Origin of the sequence: Mycobacterium asiaticum, assembly GCF_001673635.1 — a bacterium.
Classification (GTDB): Bacteria; Actinomycetota; Actinomycetes; order Mycobacteriales; family Mycobacteriaceae; genus Mycobacterium; species Mycobacterium asiaticum_C.
Window position 1 is genome coordinate 175260 of sequence record NZ_LZMH01000044.1, and the last position, 16733, is coordinate 191992.

The following is a 16733-nucleotide window of genomic DNA, read 5'->3' on the forward strand; positions in this document are numbered from 1 at the left end:
CGCTGAGGCAAACCGTTGACAACTCCACGGACCGCGTTGGTCACCGGCGGCAGCGGCGGCATCGGAAAAGCCTGCGCCGCCAAGCTTTGTCAGATGGGTTACGACGTGGTGGTGGCGGCACGCCGCGCCGCGCCGCTGCGGGCGGCCGCCGAAGAGATCGGCGCCCGGCCGGTAGTGGCCGATGCGACGGACCCGGACGGATTCGGCGCCGCGATAGCCGAGTTCAACCGCATCGACCTCGTTGTCCACGCGGCCGGCGCGCTGGGTGGAACGTACGCGCGCAAGCAGACTTTCGAGCAGTGGCGGGCCATCATCTCGGCCAATCTCGACTCCTGCTTCGTGGTGACATCGGCGGTGCTGCCCCGCATGCGCCCGGGTTCGCGACTGATCTTCATCTCCTCCTCGGCCGCCCACGAACCGATGATGGCGCGGACCGCCTATTCCGCGTCGAAGGCCGGCATGAACGCGTTCGCCCGCGCGCTCGCAATGGAAGTGGACCGCGACGGTATCGCCGTGCACCTGGTCACCCCCGGCCCAGTAGAAACCGAGATGCTGCAGGATGTTCCGTTCGAGATGTACGCGATCCAGGCGTCCGACATCGCGGCGGCCGTGGCATGGTTGGACACCGTCGAACCGTCGGTCGACCTGCCAGAGATCCGGCTCAGCGCGGTAGAACGCGGGCCGTTCGCCCGCTCACCGGTCGTGCCTACCGAAGCCCGCCGGCGCGCTACGGCGAAGCGTGCGGAAAGCTCTTGATCACCGTCTCGCCGAACTCGGCCAGCGACTGCGGCGCGGCGAAATCGGCGAACCAGACATAGACGCGTTCCACGCCTTGGGTGGTCAGCCCCACGAAGTGGGCGGTCAGCTCGTCGGCGTCACCGCAGACCAGACCCGGCCCGAGGTGACCGAACCTGCGGGTGCTGACCTCACGCACGGTCGCCGGGTCGTCGCCCGCCCGCACGAAACCGACCATCTGCTGGACCGAGATCCGGGCTGCGCCCACCGCATCGGCCAGTCGCGGAAGCCGGTCGAGGTGATTTGCCTGCAGGTTCCACCAATCCGCGTGTTCGGCAACCAGTTTCATCAGCCGGCGACCACTACCGCCGAGCACCAGCGGAATCGGGGCGGTGGGCGTCGGCTGCTGTTCGCCGGACCAGTAGCGTTTGATCGCGGCCAGGTGGCGGCCGAGCTGTTCGACGCGGGCCACCGGATCTTGCTGACCTATTTCGAATTTGGTGAACTCGGCGGGCCAGGAGCCCGACCCGAGGCCGAGGTCGAACCGGCCTTCGGAGGCCGCGCACAGCGTGACGGCCTGCTTGGCGAGCACCGCCGGATGCCGGAACGCATCGCAGAGTACGAGATGGCCGACGCGCAGCCGATGCGTCCTCGCCGCCACCCAGGTGGCAATGCCCATTGCCTCCCAGATGTTTTCGCGAGGCTGGCCGGGTGCTTCCAGATGATCGATGAACGCTATTCCGTCGAACCCGCTGGCTTCGGCCCGCAGGGCGCGCTCCGAAATATCGGCGACCGCCACCCGAACCTGCGGCAGGAACAGATACCACTCGACCATCCGACCACCTAAGCACGCACAGGGCCGGCAGCGTTTGCGCGGCGGTGGCTAGTTTACTATTTTTATTATGTTAGGGGTCTTATGGATGTCGGTCTGACTTCGGAGCAGCTGTCGCTGCGCGACACCGTGCGTGCGATCCTGCGCGCCGAGTGTCCCGCCGATGCCGCCCGTCAGGCCATCACGGATCCCGAGCGTTGGCGCGCTCTGTGGAAGACGGTGGTCGAGCTGGGCTGGACCGAACTAGCCACGCTGGACACCGCCGGCGACTTCGGCCCCGTCGAGCTGACGGTGATCCTCGAGGAGTGCGGCGCGGCCATTGCGCCGATCCCGCTGTTGAGCAGTGTTGGCCTGGCCGCGGGCGTGCTGCGCGCCGTCGACCCGCCGGGCCGGGACGTCGTGGCCGCGGTGCTGGCCGACATCGCGGCCGGGACGGTCGCAACCCTGGCGGTGCACTCCCCCGGGCAACGACTACCGGGCACGCCGATGACGTTGCGCAACGGGCGGCTACGCGGACGCGCCACCGCGGTGCCGAACGTGGCGCGCGCCGAGCTCATTGTCACGCTGGCTGAGTCGGACAACGGGACGGTGGCGGTTGTCGCGCGCACCGGTGACGGCGTCACGATCGCCACGTGCGAGTCGACCAATCCGGCCCAGCCGGGCGCCGATATCGAAGTGGATGCCGCTCCCGTGGCCGTTGCGTCGGTGGAATACGCGGAGGCGGCCCTGGCGGCGCCGTTGGTGGCGGTAGCCGCCGATCTGGTCGGCGTGGCCGGCGCCGCCCTGCAGCGATCGGTCGAGCACGCCAAGGCCAGACGGCAGTTCGGCGTTCCGATCGGCACGTTTCAGGGCATCAAGCACGCGCTGGCCGACAACTACGTCAGCCTCGAGCGGGCCCGCAGCCTCACCTACGCGGCGGCGGCACGCCTGGAGCGCCCCGGGGCCGCCTGGACCGCCGCGGCACTGGCCAAAGCGGCCGCCGCCGACGCCGCAACCGGGTGCGCGCGCGCCAATGTCCAGGTGCACGGTGCGCTCGGACAGACCTGGGAGCACGACGCGCACCTCTACGTCCGGCACGCCTGGCAGCACGCCGCGCTGCTCGGCGACAGCCGCGCGCTGTATCACGAGGTGGGCCGCCGATTCGCGGGAGACCCGAAATGAGCACGCTAGTAGCGGAATTCGGTGCCTGGTTGCATGAGTTCCTGCCCGCCGACTACTACGAGCGCTACCGCGTCTACCGCTGGGACATTCCATTACGCCGCGACTATCAGCGAGCGGCTTTTGAAGCCGGCTGGCTGCAGCCGACCTGGCCGCGCGAGCATGGCGGGCGGTCGCTGGGTTTGCGCGACGCAATGGAAATCCGCATCGAGGCCGCGCTGCGTTCGGCGCCCAAGCTGCCCAACATCGCCGGACCCGGTGTCGCGGCGCCGGGCATCCGCAAGTTCGGCACACCCGAACAGATCGACCGGCTGCTGGTACCGCTGTTGCGCGGCGACGAATGGTGGGCGCTGGGCATGTCCGAACCGGAAGCCGGCTCGGACTTCGCCGGCTTGCGCACCCGCGCCGAGCGCGACGGCGACATCTTCCGGGTGAACGGTCACAAGATCTGGACCACCCAGGCGCATCTGTCGCGGTGGTGCACGCTCTATGCCCGCACCGACCCGGATGCGCCCAAACATCGTGGTATCTCGTGTCTGATCCTGGATCTGCACTCGCCCGGGGTGCGGATCGAACCGATCCGGATGGCCTCGATATCCGACGAGACCTTCTGCGAAGTCTTCCTCGACGACGTCGAAATCCCGGTGGCCAACCTGCTGGGCCCCTACAACGGCGGCTGGAACGTCGCCTTGTCCTCGCTGCAACACGAGCGCCAGATGATCTGGATCATGAACTGGGTCGAGATCAAGCGGGGCCTGGACTCGATCAAGGGGACCGCCGACGCGGACATCTACACCGAATTGGGCACCCTGCTTGCCGATGCCGAGGCGCTGCGCGCCACCGGTTACCGCGCCCTGAACAACGAGCTTGCCGAGCGGCCGAGTCCGGAAGCCGACACCATGAAGCTATTGGGATCGGTCACGCTGCAGCGTGTTTGGGAGCTGAGCGCGGCGGCCGCGGGGACGGCATCGACCGCCGACCCGGACTTGTTGTTCGAGCGTCAGGACGCCTTGGCCGCCACGATCTACGGCGGCACCTCCGAAGTTCAGCGCAACATCATCGCCGAGCGGGTGCTCGGGTTGCCGAAGGGATGACCAGCATGGATTACGATCTCGGCGACGACGCCGGCGAGCTGCGAAACCGGTTGCGGCAGTTGATCGCCGAGCACATACCCGCCGATTTCCTCGGTGCCTGCACCGACAGTCCCGACGACCTGGCCACCACCGAATCGTTCTGCAAGCTGCTGGCCGCCGAGGGGCTGCTCGCGCTGGCCTGGCCGAAAGAGCATGGCGGGGGCGGCGGTTCGATCTGGCAGCAGACCGTACTGCGCGAGGAGATGTGGGCCAACTACGAACCTCGCGGCCCGCAGTACATGGGCATCAACTGGGTCGGCCCGGCGATCATGCGCCACGGCACGGCCGAGCAGAAGGCCAAGCACCTGGCCGGCATCGCGTCCGGTGAGGTCATCTGGTGCCAGGGTTTCTCCGAGCCGGAAGCCGGGACCGACCTCGCGTCGTTGCGCACCCGCGCGGTACCCGACGGTGACGGCTGGCGCATCACCGGCCAGAAGGTGTGGACGTCGTATGCCCGGATGGCCTCGTGGTGTGTGCTGGCCGCTTGCACTCATCCGGATGCACCGAAAGCCAAGCGGCTCAGCCTGTTTCTGATCCCGATGGACCGACCCGGGTTTACCGTCCGCGGCATTCCGTCGATGCTGGGACCGCATCACCTCAACGAGGTGTTCCTCGACGATCTGCAGGCCTTCGACGAGGACATCCTGGGTGAGCCCGGCGACGGCTGGCGCGTGATGCGGGAAGCGCTGGCGTTCGAGCGGGTCGGCATCGCCCGCTACGCGCGCTGCGAGTCATTGCTGGACCGGATGCAGACCGAGCTCGGCGACGACTGGGACCGGTTGCCCGAATCCATCCGCACCCGGTGGGTGCGCGCGCTGGTCGACCTGCGGGTGGCCCGGCTGATGGCGTACCGGGCGGTGTCGCTGCAGGACGACCCGTCGGCCGGTGCGGCGGCCAGCGCGGCCCGCATCGCGACGACCACCTGTGATCAGCAGGTCGCCGAACTGCTCTTCGACGTGCTGGGCCCGACGGCACTGGACAGCGGCAAATCCGCCGCGCTCTACGGCGCTGTCGACGACCACTGGCGGTACGCGCAGGCGGCCACCGTGGCCTCGGGCACCATCGAGGTGCAGCGAATGATGGTGGCCCGCGACGTGTTGGGAGAACACCGGTGAATACCGAACTGCCACAGGACATCAGCGACTTCGCGGCGGTATCGGTCAAGCGGTTGTCCCGGCTGGGTGGGCCGCAGGCGGCGCTGCGCGCGGAGAGCGACGACAGCGTGCGGGAGGCGGCGGGTGATGCCCTGCGCGCGCTCGGCGCATTCGAACTCGACGTCCGGTCGGGGTCGGACGATATGTTGGCCGCCGCGGTGCTGTGTCAGTCCGCCGGTGCGACCGCATTGCCGTACCCACTGGTCGAGGAACTGCTGGCGATCGACGGCGCACGGCTGAGCCTGGTGAATCCCGAGGCTGTGCGCATTGACCACGGCGACCTGGGTGGCAGCTGGATCGCCGCCGACCTGGACGCCAACCGCTATCGGGTACAGCCCGGCGCCCGGACCGGCGCCAAACTGGGCCCGTTCCTCGTGCCGGCCACGTTGTCGGCACCCGAGGCGACCGTGCCGATCGCTGACGTTAATCTTCATCTCGTGCTGGGATCGTGGCGGATTCTGGGGGCCGTGCAGCAGGCGCTGCACATCACCACCGAGCATGTGCAGGCGCGGGTGCAGTTCGGCAAGCCGCTGGCCGACTTCCAGGCTGTGCGGTTCGCGGTGGCCGATGCCGCCGTCGCGGTGCGCGGGCTCCATGAGCTGGCAAAGTACACCCTGTGCCGACCCGAATCGCTGCCCATGCAAGTTCTTTCGGCAGACGCCCTGGTGCTGCGGCTCAAGGCGGCCGACACCGCGCGCCAGGTACTGCGCACCGCGCATCAGTTGCTGGGTGCGCTGGGCTTCTGCGACGAGTCCGACGTAAGCGTGCTGGACCGCCATACCCAACCGCTGATCCGGTTGCCGTTGGGACCGGAGGCGCTCAGCCTGCGGCTGGTACCCGATGTACGCGACGGATACTTCGAGACGTTGTTCAGCCGGCGGGTCCCGGCGTGAGCACTCAACCCGTCACCGCCGACGTCAACCCCGACCCGTTCGCGGACGGGGTTCCGTTCGGCGCCAAGCTGCAACAGCTCGCAGAACAACAGCGGGACGATCCGGCGGTCACCGTCGTCGCGTTGGACGGCACCGCGCAGGCACTCACCTTCGGTGAGCTCGATGCCCGGGCGAATCAATGGGGACGAGCGTTGGCTGTCCGGGGCGCACAGACGGGTTCGATGGTGGCACTGGCGATCCAGAACTCGGTGCACCTGCTGGTGGCCACGCTGGGATGCTGGAAGATCGGCGCGGTTCCCATCCCGATGCACTGGGATCTGCCCGAATGGGAACGCGAGCGAGTGCGCGCGGTCATCAACCCTGCGGTGACGGTGGACGACACCAGCCGCTGGGAATTGGACGCGCTGGCGGCCACCCAATCCGAAAGTCCGCTGCCCACAGCCGTTTCCCCAACCGCAAACGGCATCTGCTCCAGCGGCTCCACCGGGGTGCCGAAGGTGATCCTGAACCTGGCTCCGTCGTTGTGGATTCCGCAGCAGGGCGAACCCTTCCTGGCCAACTGGACGCCGGTGGCCAAGCCGCAGATCATCATGGTGCCCGCGCCGATGTATCACACCAACGGCTTCGCGACCCTGCTCATGCTGCTGAGCGGCGATCATCTGGTGATCCTGGAGAAGTTCGACGCCGCGCTGTTCGTCGACACCATCGAGCGCTATCGGATCACCAACTTCACCGCCACGCCCACGATGCTCGCTCGGGTCGCCGCCCTGCCCGACATCCGCGAGCGCGACCTGTCCAGCATCGTGTTCATCCTGCAAGGCGCCGCGGTGATGCCGCCGTCGCTGTTGCGTACCTGGTTCGAGCTGCTCAGTCCCGAACAGATCGTCACGGCCTACGGGATGACCGAGAACCTCGGGCTGACCGCGCTGCGCGGAGACGAGTGGCTCACCCATCCCGGCAGCGTTGGCCGCGGCTTCCGGGACACCGAGATCCGGATCCTGGACGCCGAGAAGAAGCCGCTCGGCCCGGGTGAAGACGGTGATATCTATCTGCGCGCGCCGATGAGCGCGGGATACCGCTATCTCGGTGGCGCCCCGCCGTTGCCGTCGACCGAGGATGGTTTTCGCTCAGCGGGCGACATCGGCCATCTCGACGAGGACGGTTTTCTCTACCTGGTGGACCGCCGCGCCGACATGATCGTCAGCGGTGGCGCCAATGTCTTTCCCGCAGAGGTGGAATCGGCGCTGTCCGGGCATCCCGACATTGCCGACGTCGTCGTCATCGGCTTGTCCGACCCGCACTGGGGACGACGCGTGCATGCCGTCGTGCAGGCTGCCGGCCCGCTGACCGAGCGGCAGGTGATCGAGTACGCCAAGGGCCGGCTCGCGCCCTACAAGGTGCCCAAGACGGTCGAATTCGTCGACGCGATCCCCCGCACCGCGGCGACCAAAGTCAACCGGTCGGCGATGATCGCAGCGCGCGGCGGGTAGGTCTCAACTCCGCGAATTACGTTCGGCGCGTTTGGTATGCGCGAATCCATCGGCGATCGAAGCGGCCAGTTCGAGGAACGCCTGGCGGGTCTTGCCGGCCATCAGGTCCAGCACGATCTCCGAACCCTGCGCCAGGTGGTCGTCGAACGGGATCACATGCACCGCGCGGATGCGGGTGAGGAACTGCGCGGCCAGTTTGTCCAAATCCACCGACGACTTACCCGGCCGCGCGGCGCTGATGACGACGGTCGCGTTCGGCACCAGGTGGGCGCGTCCGTGATGCTCCAGCCAGTCCAGTGTCGCCAGCGCGCTGCGTGCGGCATCGATGGCCGGCGACGCCACCAACACAATCGCGTCGGCTTCGTCCAACACGCTCTCCATCGCCGAGTGCACCAGTCCGGTGCCGCAATCGGTGAGGATCAGGTTGTAGAACCGCTGCAACAGCCGGATCACCACCCGGTAATCGGCGTCGGAAAAGGCTTCCGAGGTAGCCGGATCACGTTCGGAGGCAAGGATTTCCAGGCGGCTCGTACTTTGCGACGTGTGCCGCCGAATGTCGGAGTAGCGAAAGATGTTGTCGTCGAGCAGCAAATCCCGAACGGTGGATCGGCTCTGGTCGGGCCCGCGCTGAGCCAGGGTACCGAAGTCGGGGTTCGCGTCGACCGCGATCACCCGGTCGCCGCGGATGGCGGCAAACGTAGACCCCAACCCAACCGTCGTGGTGGTCTTACCGACGCCACCCTTCATCGACAGCACCGCGATGCTGTAGTCGCCCCGCACCGGCTGGCTCACCCTGGCGATCAGCTTCTGGCGGGTGTTCTCCTGCTCGGACTCCTTGGGGTTGAGGCCGGTGACCCGGTGCACCACCTTGCGCCATCCGCTCTGCGGGCGTGGGCGCACCCGACGCACCAGTCCCAGGTCGGTGTGCGACGGCATCCGCGGATCGTGCATACCCTGCTGTTGCGGCGGCGCGCTGGGGGTGGCGGTGGTGAACGGGGTCGAGACCGGCTGCGGTGCAGGCTGATTCAGCCGTGGATCGAGCTGCGGCGGTGGAGGCGCAGGGGTCGGCGCGGCTGGTCTCGGCGGCGGGACGGGCACGGGCGGCGGCGGGTTGGGCGCGGGCGGTGGCGGCCCGGGTAGTGGGGCCGGTGCTTCGGCAGCCGGTGGGCGCCCAGGTATCGGGGCCGGACGCACCGGCGGTGCGTCGGGTGCAGCCGCAGCGGCCGTCGGGACCGGCGGCACGGGCGGCACGGGCGGCACGGGCGGCACATCGATGACCCGGGTGCCCGCGGTCGACGGGCTTGGGCGCTCGGCGGGCCGCGGCACCTCGCCGAGGCCGGGTTGCTCGGCCTCCTCGGCTTGCGCGGCCTGCTCAACGAGCGCAGCCTCCTCGGCCAGCTTGGCCTGGATCTGCGCCACCGGGATCGGGTTGGTGTCTGCGTCGCTGCTGCGTTTGAAAGCCGTTGCGGGCTTTGGGGTATCGGTGTTTTCCACTATCGCGTTCTCGAGGTCAACTGGCGGGACGACATACCCAGCACGTTTTCCAGAGCCGCGCGCATGTCGCCGACCTCGATGCGCATCAACTCCGCTTCATCGAGGTCCTCGACGCTGACGTCCTGCCGCTCGCTCAACCGATACTCCCGCTCCTCTTCGGCCGTCTCGATCACGTTGCGGACGAACCGCCCGTTGCCGACCAGGTCGATGTCGCGCCGGAGCTGGCCGGATTCGTCCACGGACTCACTGCGGTAGAGCCGTGTGCAGGCGGCGACCAGTTCGTCATACGCCTGCTGGGTCAACTCCGAGTCCCGGGTCTTGGCGATCAGCCGGCCGATGTCGCCCAACTCGGTCGGGTTGTAGGACGCGAACCGGATGCGCTTGGTGAATCGGGAGGCCAGGCCCTCGTTGGCGGCCAGAAAGCGGTCGATCTCGGCGTCATATCCGGCGATGATCACCACCAGCCGGTCGCGGTCGTTCTCCATGCGGGACAGCAGGGTGTCCACTGCCTCGCGGCCGAAGGCGTCGCCACCCGCCAGTCCGGTTTGGATCAGGGTGTACGCCTCGTCGATGAACAGCACCCCGTCCATCGCCGAGTCGATCAGCGCGGAGGTCTTGATCGCCGTGCTGCCCAGGTGCTCGCCGACGAAATCACTGCGCTTGGCCTCGATCACCGCGGGCGTCTTGAGCAGTCCCAGCCCGCAGTAGACCTGGGCCACCACCCTGGCGATCGTGGTCTTGCCGGTGCCCGGCGGCCCCGTGAAAACCAGGTGCAGGCTGCGGGCCGCGGCGCTGAGCCCCTTGCCTTCGCGGACTTTGGCCAACTTGGCAGCCGACCGCAGCTTGGCCACCTGCAGCTTGACGTCGGTCAGCCCGATCTGCCGGTCCAGCTCCAGCGCAGCGGCGCGCAGGTATTCGTTGCCGCGCTCGGTGAGGTTGTCGGCGTCCAGATCCCGGGCGCTGCGCGCGGTGGCCGGATCCCACTTGTCGGTACGGGAATCGATGTCCTCCCGGGTGCTGATGATGAGTCGGTACTTCGGGTCATGCAACGCCGCGGCATTCGCTTCGAACCCCGGCTCTTCGCTGTAGATCCGTTCGAAGATGGTTCTGGCCTCGGCTTCTTTGCCCATCTCCCGCAGCGTCAGGCCCTTGCAGAACTCGGCCGCGCGGCTTGCGGCCGGGATCGGTCCCTCGATCGCCTGGTCCAGGCGGCGGATACCCTCGCCGAACAATCCCATTTGCGCGCAGGCCGACCCGACCATCAGATGCGCTCCGGCGCTGATGTACTCGTCCCGGAACGACGACGAATTTGCCAGCGCGGCAAGGACATCCGGCCAGCGCTGGGTGGTGAAATGCAGCACCGCCCGCACATAGGCGCAAATCTCGGCGGATTCGGAGTCGCCGTCGGGCATGGAGCGGCGCATGGTGTCGAGCTCGTCGAGCACCCCCTCGGCCTCCGCGTAATCCTTGCCAGCGACCAGGCTCGCCGCATACGCCAGCCACACCTCGGTCAGGGTGCTCAGCGTGTAATCCAGGTACAGCCCGGTCTGGAACCGGCCACACAGCGCGTGCCGCGGCAAACCGAGGCGGCGCTGTTCGCGGTTCAGGTTCTCCTTGCTGGTGCGCCAGAGGTGGTAGAGGACCTCGCTGCTGGTGTCGCCGGCCGCCGCGCGTCCCAACCAGGCGTCGCTCATCTGCGGGTCGTGTTCGGTGGCGCGCTTGAACGCCAACGCCGCGTACTGCACGTCGCGGTCGGTCTCCAACCCGTCAATCGGGATTCCCAGGGACAGCACGCCCGCGTCGAAGACCCGCTGCGCGTCCCTGGTGCCAGGCATGTGCTCGGTGTCCTTACTGCTAGTCACTGCTAGTCACTGCGCTACGGGAGTTCGCGCCGCAAAATGGGTCCGCTGCCGGGAGCGGCCGCGAGGCGAATTCACGTCCCTTTCCCCCACCTGGAAGCGGTAGAAAGTTATTGTACCGATCCGACGAGTTTCAATACCGCGCCAAATCTCAGACGAAAATGAGGACAGCCGGCGACGGGTGGAGGTCCTGCATGCCGCAACACCAACCGGTGCGATCCCGCACCGGGACCATCGCCGTCGCCACCACCGAGCGCGGCCTGCCGACGGCCCTGAAGATCGACCGCAGCGAACTCGACCGGCCGCCCCAGGAACTCGCGAACGACATCCTCGCGCTGTGCCGGCTGTCGGCGATGCGGGCGCAGGTGGCCTATCGCCGGGAACTGGTCGGCCGGGGGTTCACCGCGTCGGTGATCCGCGAACTCGGCCTGCCGACCGAGGAGGATCTCACCGACGCCGAGGAGGCGCTGTTCGGCGACGAGGACGACGAAGCCCCGGCGACCTGGATGAGGTCGGTATGACCAGCCTGGCGCAGTCGGTGATCGCTCGGGCCATCAAGCAACGCGATCTCTTGCAGTCGATGACCGAACAGTCCAAGACCATCACCGCGCGGGTGACCAGCCGCGACCGGGCGGTCAGCGCCGAGGTCGACGGCCTCGGACAGCTGACCGGTCTGTGGCTGGGGCCGGCGGCCGGCCGCCTCGACCCCGACGCGCTGGCCACCCTGATCGTCGAAACCGCGCAGGCCGCGGCCAAGGTCGCGGCCGAGCGCTACAACTTCCTACTCAAGGAATTCACCGCCCGCATGACCGAGCTGCAGAAGGCTCCGCTGGTGCGTTCTGACGGCAGCATCGTCGAGCCGCAATAAATAAATCGCGCTTATTGCACACACGTAAATCGCGGTGATCTTGAAAGTCTGCTTAAAATCCGTGCAGTTTATTACCGGCGGGGGCCATTATGGTGGAAAGACCAGCGTAAGCCGCAGGCAGAGCGGGATTTCTGGGGGAAAGAAGCAGCACATGACATTCGCAATGCAGCCTGACTTCATGCAGGCACTCACCGCCGCACAAGAGGCGGCGTGCACCGCAATCACGTCCGCGTTCAGCACCGTCACCCCGGCGCAGCTGAGCTCCTTCTCGATGGCTTTGGGACCGATCGCTGCGGCGAACATGATCCCGGCGATGTACGAGTCGACGGCGAACAACGTGATGAGCGGCATGCTCACGGCGACCAACCACGCACTGTTGGGTGTGGCCACGCACGTGTCGGACGCGGCGCACGCCGCCGCCGACGCGGTCACCGACGTCTAGGCAGTCCGCCATGGGAACCACCGACCCTGCCCCCGACGCAGGTTTGCCCGGCCAGTTTGACCCGACGGCGGGCTTCGACCACCAGCCGGTGATCAATCAACTAGAAAACGACCTGCAAGCCTGGCTCAACCGGCCGGTGCAAGACATTCTGAACCAGTTCAATCTGGGTCAACTGCCCACCGGCGGCCCGGAGTTCGGTGATCTGGGCGGCGAAGGCATTCCCGCGGAGTTCGCCGGCGCCCAGGGGCCGGGCGGCATGGGCAGCAACTTCGCCAGCGGGTTACTCAAGCCGGTCACCGACATGCTCGGCACGCTGGGCCCCGGCGTCTTCCAGGGCATGAATCCCACGCAGATGTTCGGTGGCGTCACACAGGCGTTCCAGCAAGCCGCCGGCGGGCTGCAGCAATCGCTGGGCCAGATGATGGGCGGCATGGGCGGCCAGGGCTGGTCGGGTGCCGGCGCGACCGCGGCCGCGGCAAAGACCGGCGAGACGCTGGCCAACGGCGCCGCCGTCGGTGCGCAGGGAACCGCGTTGGGCGGCGAATTCACCAGCGCCGCAGCAAATGTCGAACAAGGCCAGGCGCGGCTGATCGAGATTCTCACCCAGTGCCAGAACGAACTTGAGGCGCTGGCGGCCGGTCTGCCGTGGACCGCGCCGAACATGGTCGAGTCCGCGTCGCGCGCCAGCGCACTGGCGACCGAGTGCATCACCGAGCTGGAAAGCACGCTCACCAGCCAGGCGGCGGCCACCACCGCCACCGGGGCTCCTATCGCGGTCACCCAGGGTCCCGAGATGGCCATGGGCATGCTAGGCCCGATGCTGTCGGTGGGCATGAGCATGATCGGCCCTGCCCTACAGGCCGGCATGATGCCGCTGACGATGGGCGTCCAAGCGGGGACGCAGGCCCTGCAGGCGGGCATGCAGGCAGGCACCAGTCTGGCTTCCGGCCTGGGGCAGGCGGCGCAGGGAGCGGGTGCCGCCGCACCGGCTTCGGGGCTGGGCCACACCGGCCGGATGGTCAGCGCGGCACATCCCAGCGGTGGCGGGCATGGCGGGGGCGGTGCCGCGGCGACGACGCCGGCCCGGATGACTCCTTCGTCACCGCTGGTCCAGAACGAGAACAACGCTGCCGCCGCGGTGGCCCGCACGGCGATGGCGCGCCCGTCGGGCGGCGCGGCCGGGATATCCGGGGCGGGAATGATGGCCCCCGGCGCGGCGGGCTACGGCGCCCAGGGCGGCAAAGCGGGTGCCAGCGGCAGCCACACTTCCGCGGCGTTCCTGCACACGACCGATCAGGGCGGCGAGATCGTGGGCGATCTCGGCCACGCCAGTCCGCCCGTAATCGGTGACACCGCAATAGATCCCGACGACAGTCCCGACGTGAAACTTCGAATTTAGGAGCACCGATATGAGCGAGAACAACCGTCTGTCAATCCGGCCCGACGAGGTCACCGAGGTCACCCGGCAGCTCGACGAGCTCGCCGACCGCATGCAACGTGTGATGGAGACCGAGACGCCCAACCTCACGACCGTTTCCTCCGGTCAGGACGAGGTGTCACAACGGGTCGCCCACACGCTCAACGAGGTGCTCGGGTCGTTCACCAAATCCTCCGACCAGGGCGCCACCGAGATGCACGAGGTGTCCGCCGCGATGCGGTCGCATGCCGGGCGTATCGCCGAAACGGACTTGGCGGACTGAGCGCGCGAACCACGTCGACACAGCGCTGAGGAATCGAAAGGGGGGGCCACGGTAATGGGATTCACGAATGTCGTGTGGGAATCACGCAGCACTGAGCAGCTGGCGCGCGACCTGACCGAGGGCCCCGGGCCCTCGTCGGTGGGTGAAGCCGGCGCCGCGTGGATTCGGGTGGCCAACGAATTCGCCAAGATCTCCGCGGATTACGACAGGATCATCGAGAGTGTTCGCAATTCATGGGAGAGCAACGCCTCGCAAGCCGTGGTGGCCAAGCTCGAAACGCTCGGCAAGTGGCTGCAGGCGGCAAGCCTGAGCGCAGCCGCGAATGGACGCCGGGCCGAGGAAGCCGCGGTGGCCAACACGGTCGCGATCCTGTCGATGCCCAGCGTGTCCGAAGCCATCGAAGCCAAAGCGGCACAAGACATGATGGCTTCGTTGTCGGCATACAACGGTGCGGTGCTGCAGGGCAGCTTCGCCGAATTCGAGGAGGCCGCCTCGGCCCAGCAGGCCGATGCCGCGGCGGTGATGAGTCGCTACGAGGACGCCGTCGCCGAATTGGCACAGCCGTGGGAACAGCCGGTACCCCCGCAGATCGTCAACGGTGCCGCCCTCAAAGCCGAAAAGGACGGGAAGTCCGGTGGCGGGTCACACGGCGGTGGCGGAGGCGGCGGCGGGGCACCGCGGCAGCTTTCGCCCATGATGGCCACACCGGTCAAAGGGAGCCAAGACGCCAAGGAGCTGAAGAAGACCAGCTTCTCCTCGGACAACTCCGGCGGCGGTGGGATGGGCCGTGGCGCAGGCGGTTACGCGCCGATGGGCGGGCACCGTCGCGAGGGCGGCGGCCAGTCCTACGAGTCCTTCCGCGAGGCGGAGCCGCTCGAAGGGGCCGGAGAGCCGGGCGCCGGTATCTCCGACGGCGGTCAATCCTGGTTGCCCGCGGCACAGCAGAGTGACGCGCCGTTCACCGTCTCCCACGTGAGCTGGGGTCCGACCACCGCGATCTTCGACGATCTGGCCGCGCCGGAACCGCAGCAGGTCGACGGCTTCGCCGAGGAACCCGAGCGCACGCTGCAGCAGGTTTCCGACCGTTGGGTTTCGCCGCCGGTGATCGGCGCCGAGCAGGAGGTGAGCCTGTGACCACGGCGGTGCGATCCGGTTTCATCCTCACCGAGGACGAGTTGCAAGTCGTGGGGTCGCGGATCGGCGTTCACGAGTTTCCGACGGTGCTGGACGTACGTCCGCGCTATGACACCGTGGATGCGCTCGAGGGGGCCTTCGATGCGGCCACCCGCAGCCTGGCTTCACGCGGCTTGATCGTCGACGGTGTGATCGAACCGGACCTGCTGCCGATCCTGCGGGCGTTGCGTCGCCCGGACCGGGAGCTCGCGATGCGTCTGGTCACCCCCGACGGTATCGCCAGGGTATGCGTAATCCGTTGTGGTGCATTGGGTGTAGCGGCTCGACGGGTCGGCAGCGAGATCGCGTTGCAGGTCGCCGACGGATCGGCCGGGCTGGCGTGGGCCGGGCAGGCCCTGATCGGCCGGCTGCCCCGGTCCGAGGCCGCGCAGGTGACGCCGGTGGGCGCACCGACAGAGTTGGTAAGCCGAAACCTGTTGGGGACCCACGATGCGGCGCAGCTGGCCGATCGGGTGCGGACCCTGGGCGCCGAACCTCGCGCGGCGATGGTGCTGGGGTCCGCGCTGGCGTCTCGCATGGCGTTCGCCGAAATCGTCTACTACGCACTGTGTACCGATCAGGACCGCATCTCGCGGCAACCGGCAGCGGTAGGGGTGTTCTACACCAGGAGGGGACGAATCGTCGGCGCGCCAAGCGCCTCGCCGAGCGGGCAACTGTGGACGACGTTGAAGCCGGGGTCGGATCACGCCATCGGCCAGGCGATCAGTCAACTTGTCGAGTTGTCTACGGACCAATGGGAGGCGTCATTGGTTTAGCACGGTACTGCGCAGAAATCAGACCACGGTGTCCTCTTCAATCGAGGCCACTCCGGAAAAGGAGAATTGCATGTCGCACCCATTTGAAGTAACCGAAGATGCCGATCCGCATGTCAAGAACATCAACGAACACCTGCGGACCACGGACCAGCTACTGGTCAAGATGGAGAACGAAGTCCAGGAGATGGTCAACCTGAACTGGCACGGCAACCAGGCGCAGATGTTCCACAACCGGATGGTTGAGCACCTCGACCACATGCGCCAGATCCAGGCGCAAACCGACCGCCTTGCCACCAGCTCCATGGAATACATTCAGGCCCACCGCAATATCGACGCCTAGGAAGTCAGGTAACAGCTCATGTCATACGGGATCAAGTACAACTTCGAGGCGAACTACAACACCCTCGACGCCATCCGGAGCATCACCGCCGATGCGGAGCAGATGCGGACCGAGATCGACGGTCTGTTCAACACCCTGACGTCGGGCCCCTACACGGGACACGCTCCCGAGGAGATCAACGGGCTTCGCCTCAAGTTCTCCCAGGAGATGGACGAGATCATTCAGGATCTGCATGCCACGCAGGTCCGTGCGGTCGACCAGAACCAGCTGGTGCAGGACCTCGACAACAGTCAGGCCGCCAACATCCTGGGCTGATGTCGCCCGAGAACCCGGACCCACCCGCGCGGGTGGGTCCGGGTTTTCGCTGTGTCGGCCTCAGCGACGCGAGCTGTTGACGGCTGGTGCGTTCACTGCTCGCGCGGGGCGCGCAACCGTCCGAAGTTCTCCGCCACGGACCCGGCGAGCTCCAGGTACGCCTGCCGAGTCGCGGGATTCAATCGGCCGAAGTCGACGTCCGCTCCCTCGGCGAGGTGCGGGTCGAAGGGGATCAAATGGATGGAACGGCAACGTGATTGAAAATGCTCGTAAACCTTGTCCAGCTTCAGCGCCGCCGAACCCGGACGAGAGGCACTGAGCACCACGTGCGCTTCCCGGACCAGGCCGGAATGCCCATGCTGGACCAGCCA

At 67.4% G+C, this 16733-nt stretch carries 19 protein-coding genes; 15 read left to right on the forward strand and 4 right to left on the reverse strand.

Annotation, left to right across the window (positions count from 1 at the left end; genetic code table 11):
* Positions 1 to 15 precede the first annotated feature (15 nt).
* Positions 16 to 756, forward strand: a complete 741-nt coding sequence (locus A5645_RS13630) for an SDR family oxidoreductase (RefSeq protein WP_065129871.1) — start codon at positions 16 to 18, stop codon at positions 754 to 756.
* Here the strand turns inward: A5645_RS13630 and A5645_RS13635 are convergent.
* Positions 728 to 1570, reverse strand: a complete 843-nt coding sequence (locus A5645_RS13635; protein ID WP_065129872.1) for an LLM class flavin-dependent oxidoreductase — start codon at positions 1568 to 1570, stop codon at positions 728 to 730. The two genes, A5645_RS13630 and A5645_RS13635, sit on opposite strands and share 29 nt — an antisense overlap.
* Before the next feature lie 81 nt (positions 1571 to 1651).
* Between A5645_RS13635 and A5645_RS13640 the strand changes: the two genes are divergently transcribed.
* Genes A5645_RS13640 through A5645_RS13660 form a run of 5 tightly spaced genes read left to right on the forward strand, consistent with a single transcriptional unit; the run spans position 1652 to position 7395 of the window.
* Entirely contained in the window at positions 1652 to 2728 is a 1077-nt protein-coding gene (locus tag A5645_RS13640; RefSeq protein WP_065129873.1) for an acyl-CoA dehydrogenase family protein, read from the forward strand.
* Positions 2725 to 3819 (forward strand): acyl-CoA dehydrogenase family protein, encoded by a 1095-nt coding sequence (locus tag A5645_RS13645; RefSeq protein WP_065129874.1) that lies wholly within the window; start codon positions 2725 to 2727, stop codon positions 3817 to 3819. The genes A5645_RS13640 and A5645_RS13645 overlap by 4 nt, the downstream gene beginning before the upstream one ends.
* Positions 3816 to 4973 (forward strand): acyl-CoA dehydrogenase family protein, encoded by a 1158-nt coding sequence (locus A5645_RS13650; RefSeq protein ID WP_172830533.1) that lies wholly within the window; start codon positions 3816 to 3818, stop codon positions 4971 to 4973. The genes A5645_RS13645 and A5645_RS13650 overlap by 4 nt, the downstream gene beginning before the upstream one ends.
* On the forward strand, positions 4970 to 5905 hold the full coding sequence (locus A5645_RS13655) for an acyl-CoA dehydrogenase family protein (RefSeq protein WP_065129875.1): 936 nt from the start codon (positions 4970 to 4972) through the stop codon (positions 5903 to 5905). Before A5645_RS13650 ends, A5645_RS13655 begins: the two co-directional genes overlap by 4 nt.
* Positions 5902 to 7395 carry a class I adenylate-forming enzyme family protein gene (locus A5645_RS13660; RefSeq protein ID WP_065129876.1) on the forward strand — a complete coding sequence of 498 codons (1494 nt, stop codon included), beginning with the start codon at positions 5902 to 5904 and terminating at the stop codon, positions 7393 to 7395. The genes A5645_RS13655 and A5645_RS13660 overlap by 4 nt, the downstream gene beginning before the upstream one ends.
* A 3-nt stretch (positions 7396 to 7398) precedes the next feature.
* Here the strand turns inward: A5645_RS13660 and A5645_RS28170 are convergent, their stop codons facing one another.
* Together A5645_RS28170 and eccA are read right to left on the reverse strand one after the other, a co-directional pair.
* Positions 7399 to 8889, reverse strand: a complete 1491-nt coding sequence (locus A5645_RS28170) for a MinD/ParA family ATP-binding protein (protein ID WP_065129877.1) — start codon at positions 8887 to 8889, stop codon at positions 7399 to 7401.
* Complete coding sequence (gene eccA / locus A5645_RS13670; RefSeq protein ID WP_065129878.1) at positions 8889 to 10724, reverse strand: type VII secretion AAA-ATPase EccA; 1836 nt, start codon at positions 10722 to 10724, stop codon at positions 8889 to 8891. The genes A5645_RS28170 and eccA overlap by 1 nt, the downstream gene beginning before the upstream one ends.
* 218 nt (positions 10725 to 10942) lie before the next feature.
* Between eccA and A5645_RS13675 the strand changes: the two genes are divergently transcribed.
* The 9 genes from A5645_RS13675 (at position 10943) to A5645_RS13715 (ending at position 16362) form a co-directional block, all read left to right on the forward strand.
* Positions 10943 to 11269 (forward strand): hypothetical protein, encoded by a 327-nt coding sequence (locus A5645_RS13675; protein WP_065129879.1) that lies wholly within the window; start codon positions 10943 to 10945, stop codon positions 11267 to 11269.
* Complete coding sequence (locus tag A5645_RS13680; protein WP_065034983.1) at positions 11266 to 11616, forward strand: YbaB/EbfC family nucleoid-associated protein; 351 nt, start codon at positions 11266 to 11268, stop codon at positions 11614 to 11616. Before A5645_RS13675 ends, A5645_RS13680 begins: the two co-directional genes overlap by 4 nt.
* Positions 11617 to 11767: 151 nt before the next feature.
* Positions 11768 to 12058: a hypothetical protein gene (locus A5645_RS13685; protein ID WP_065034982.1), complete on the forward strand. Its 291-nt coding sequence runs from the start codon at positions 11768 to 11770 to the stop codon at positions 12056 to 12058.
* 10 nt (positions 12059 to 12068) lie between these two features.
* Positions 12069 to 13457: a hypothetical protein gene (locus A5645_RS13690; protein WP_065129880.1), complete on the forward strand. Its 1389-nt coding sequence runs from the start codon at positions 12069 to 12071 to the stop codon at positions 13455 to 13457.
* 10 nt (positions 13458 to 13467) lie between these two features.
* Positions 13468 to 13758: a PE family protein gene (locus A5645_RS13695; RefSeq protein ID WP_065129881.1), complete on the forward strand. Its 291-nt coding sequence runs from the start codon at positions 13468 to 13470 to the stop codon at positions 13756 to 13758.
* Positions 13759 to 13812: 54 nt separating this feature from the next.
* Positions 13813 to 14892, forward strand: coding sequence for a PPE domain-containing protein (locus A5645_RS13700; protein ID WP_065129882.1), 1080 nt, complete (start codon positions 13813 to 13815; stop codon positions 14890 to 14892).
* Positions 14889 to 15707, forward strand: a complete 819-nt coding sequence (locus A5645_RS13705; protein ID WP_065129883.1) for an ESX secretion-associated protein EspG — start codon at positions 14889 to 14891, stop codon at positions 15705 to 15707. The genes A5645_RS13700 and A5645_RS13705 overlap by 4 nt, the downstream gene beginning before the upstream one ends.
* A 70-nt stretch (positions 15708 to 15777) precedes the next feature.
* Positions 15778 to 16047 (forward strand): hypothetical protein, encoded by a 270-nt coding sequence (locus tag A5645_RS13710; RefSeq protein ID WP_036358176.1) that lies wholly within the window; start codon positions 15778 to 15780, stop codon positions 16045 to 16047.
* A gap of 18 nt (positions 16048 to 16065) precedes the next feature.
* Complete coding sequence (locus A5645_RS13715; protein ID WP_065034977.1) at positions 16066 to 16362, forward strand: hypothetical protein; 297 nt, start codon at positions 16066 to 16068, stop codon at positions 16360 to 16362.
* 92 nt (positions 16363 to 16454) lie between these two features.
* Here the strand turns inward: A5645_RS13715 and A5645_RS13720 are convergent.
* Positions 16455 to 16733, reverse strand: a 279-nt coding sequence (locus A5645_RS13720) for a MinD/ParA family ATP-binding protein (protein ID WP_436405496.1), incomplete at its 5' end; no start/stop codon positions are given.

Excerpts from the sequence above, each read along its gene's own strand:
- A5645_RS13635 (WP_065129872.1), bottom strand. The coding sequence starts at position 1,570 with ATGGTCGAGTGGTATCTGTTCCTGCCGCAGGTTCGGGTGGCGGTCGCC.
- A5645_RS13640 (WP_065129873.1), top strand. The coding sequence starts at position 1,652 with ATGGATGTCGGTCTGACTTCGGAGCAGCTGTCGCTGCGCGACACCGTG.
- A5645_RS13645 (WP_065129874.1), top strand. The coding sequence starts at position 2,725 with ATGAGCACGCTAGTAGCGGAATTCGGTGCCTGGTTGCATGAGTTCCTG.
- A5645_RS13650 (WP_172830533.1), top strand. The coding sequence starts at position 3,816 with ATGACCAGCATGGATTACGATCTCGGCGACGACGCCGGCGAGCTGCGA.
- eccA (WP_065129878.1), bottom strand. The coding sequence starts at position 10,724 with ATGCCTGGCACCAGGGACGCGCAGCGGGTCTTCGACGCGGGCGTGCTG.
- A5645_RS13675 (WP_065129879.1), top strand. The coding sequence starts at position 10,943 with ATGCCGCAACACCAACCGGTGCGATCCCGCACCGGGACCATCGCCGTC.
- A5645_RS13680 (WP_065034983.1), top strand. The coding sequence starts at position 11,266 with ATGACCAGCCTGGCGCAGTCGGTGATCGCTCGGGCCATCAAGCAACGC.
- A5645_RS13685 (WP_065034982.1), top strand. The coding sequence starts at position 11,768 with ATGACATTCGCAATGCAGCCTGACTTCATGCAGGCACTCACCGCCGCA.
- A5645_RS13690 (WP_065129880.1), top strand. The coding sequence starts at position 12,069 with ATGGGAACCACCGACCCTGCCCCCGACGCAGGTTTGCCCGGCCAGTTT.
- A5645_RS13695 (WP_065129881.1), top strand. The coding sequence starts at position 13,468 with ATGAGCGAGAACAACCGTCTGTCAATCCGGCCCGACGAGGTCACCGAG.
- A5645_RS13700 (WP_065129882.1), top strand. The coding sequence starts at position 13,813 with ATGGGATTCACGAATGTCGTGTGGGAATCACGCAGCACTGAGCAGCTG.
- A5645_RS13710 (WP_036358176.1), top strand. The coding sequence starts at position 15,778 with ATGTCGCACCCATTTGAAGTAACCGAAGATGCCGATCCGCATGTCAAG.
- A5645_RS13715 (WP_065034977.1), top strand. The coding sequence starts at position 16,066 with ATGTCATACGGGATCAAGTACAACTTCGAGGCGAACTACAACACCCTC.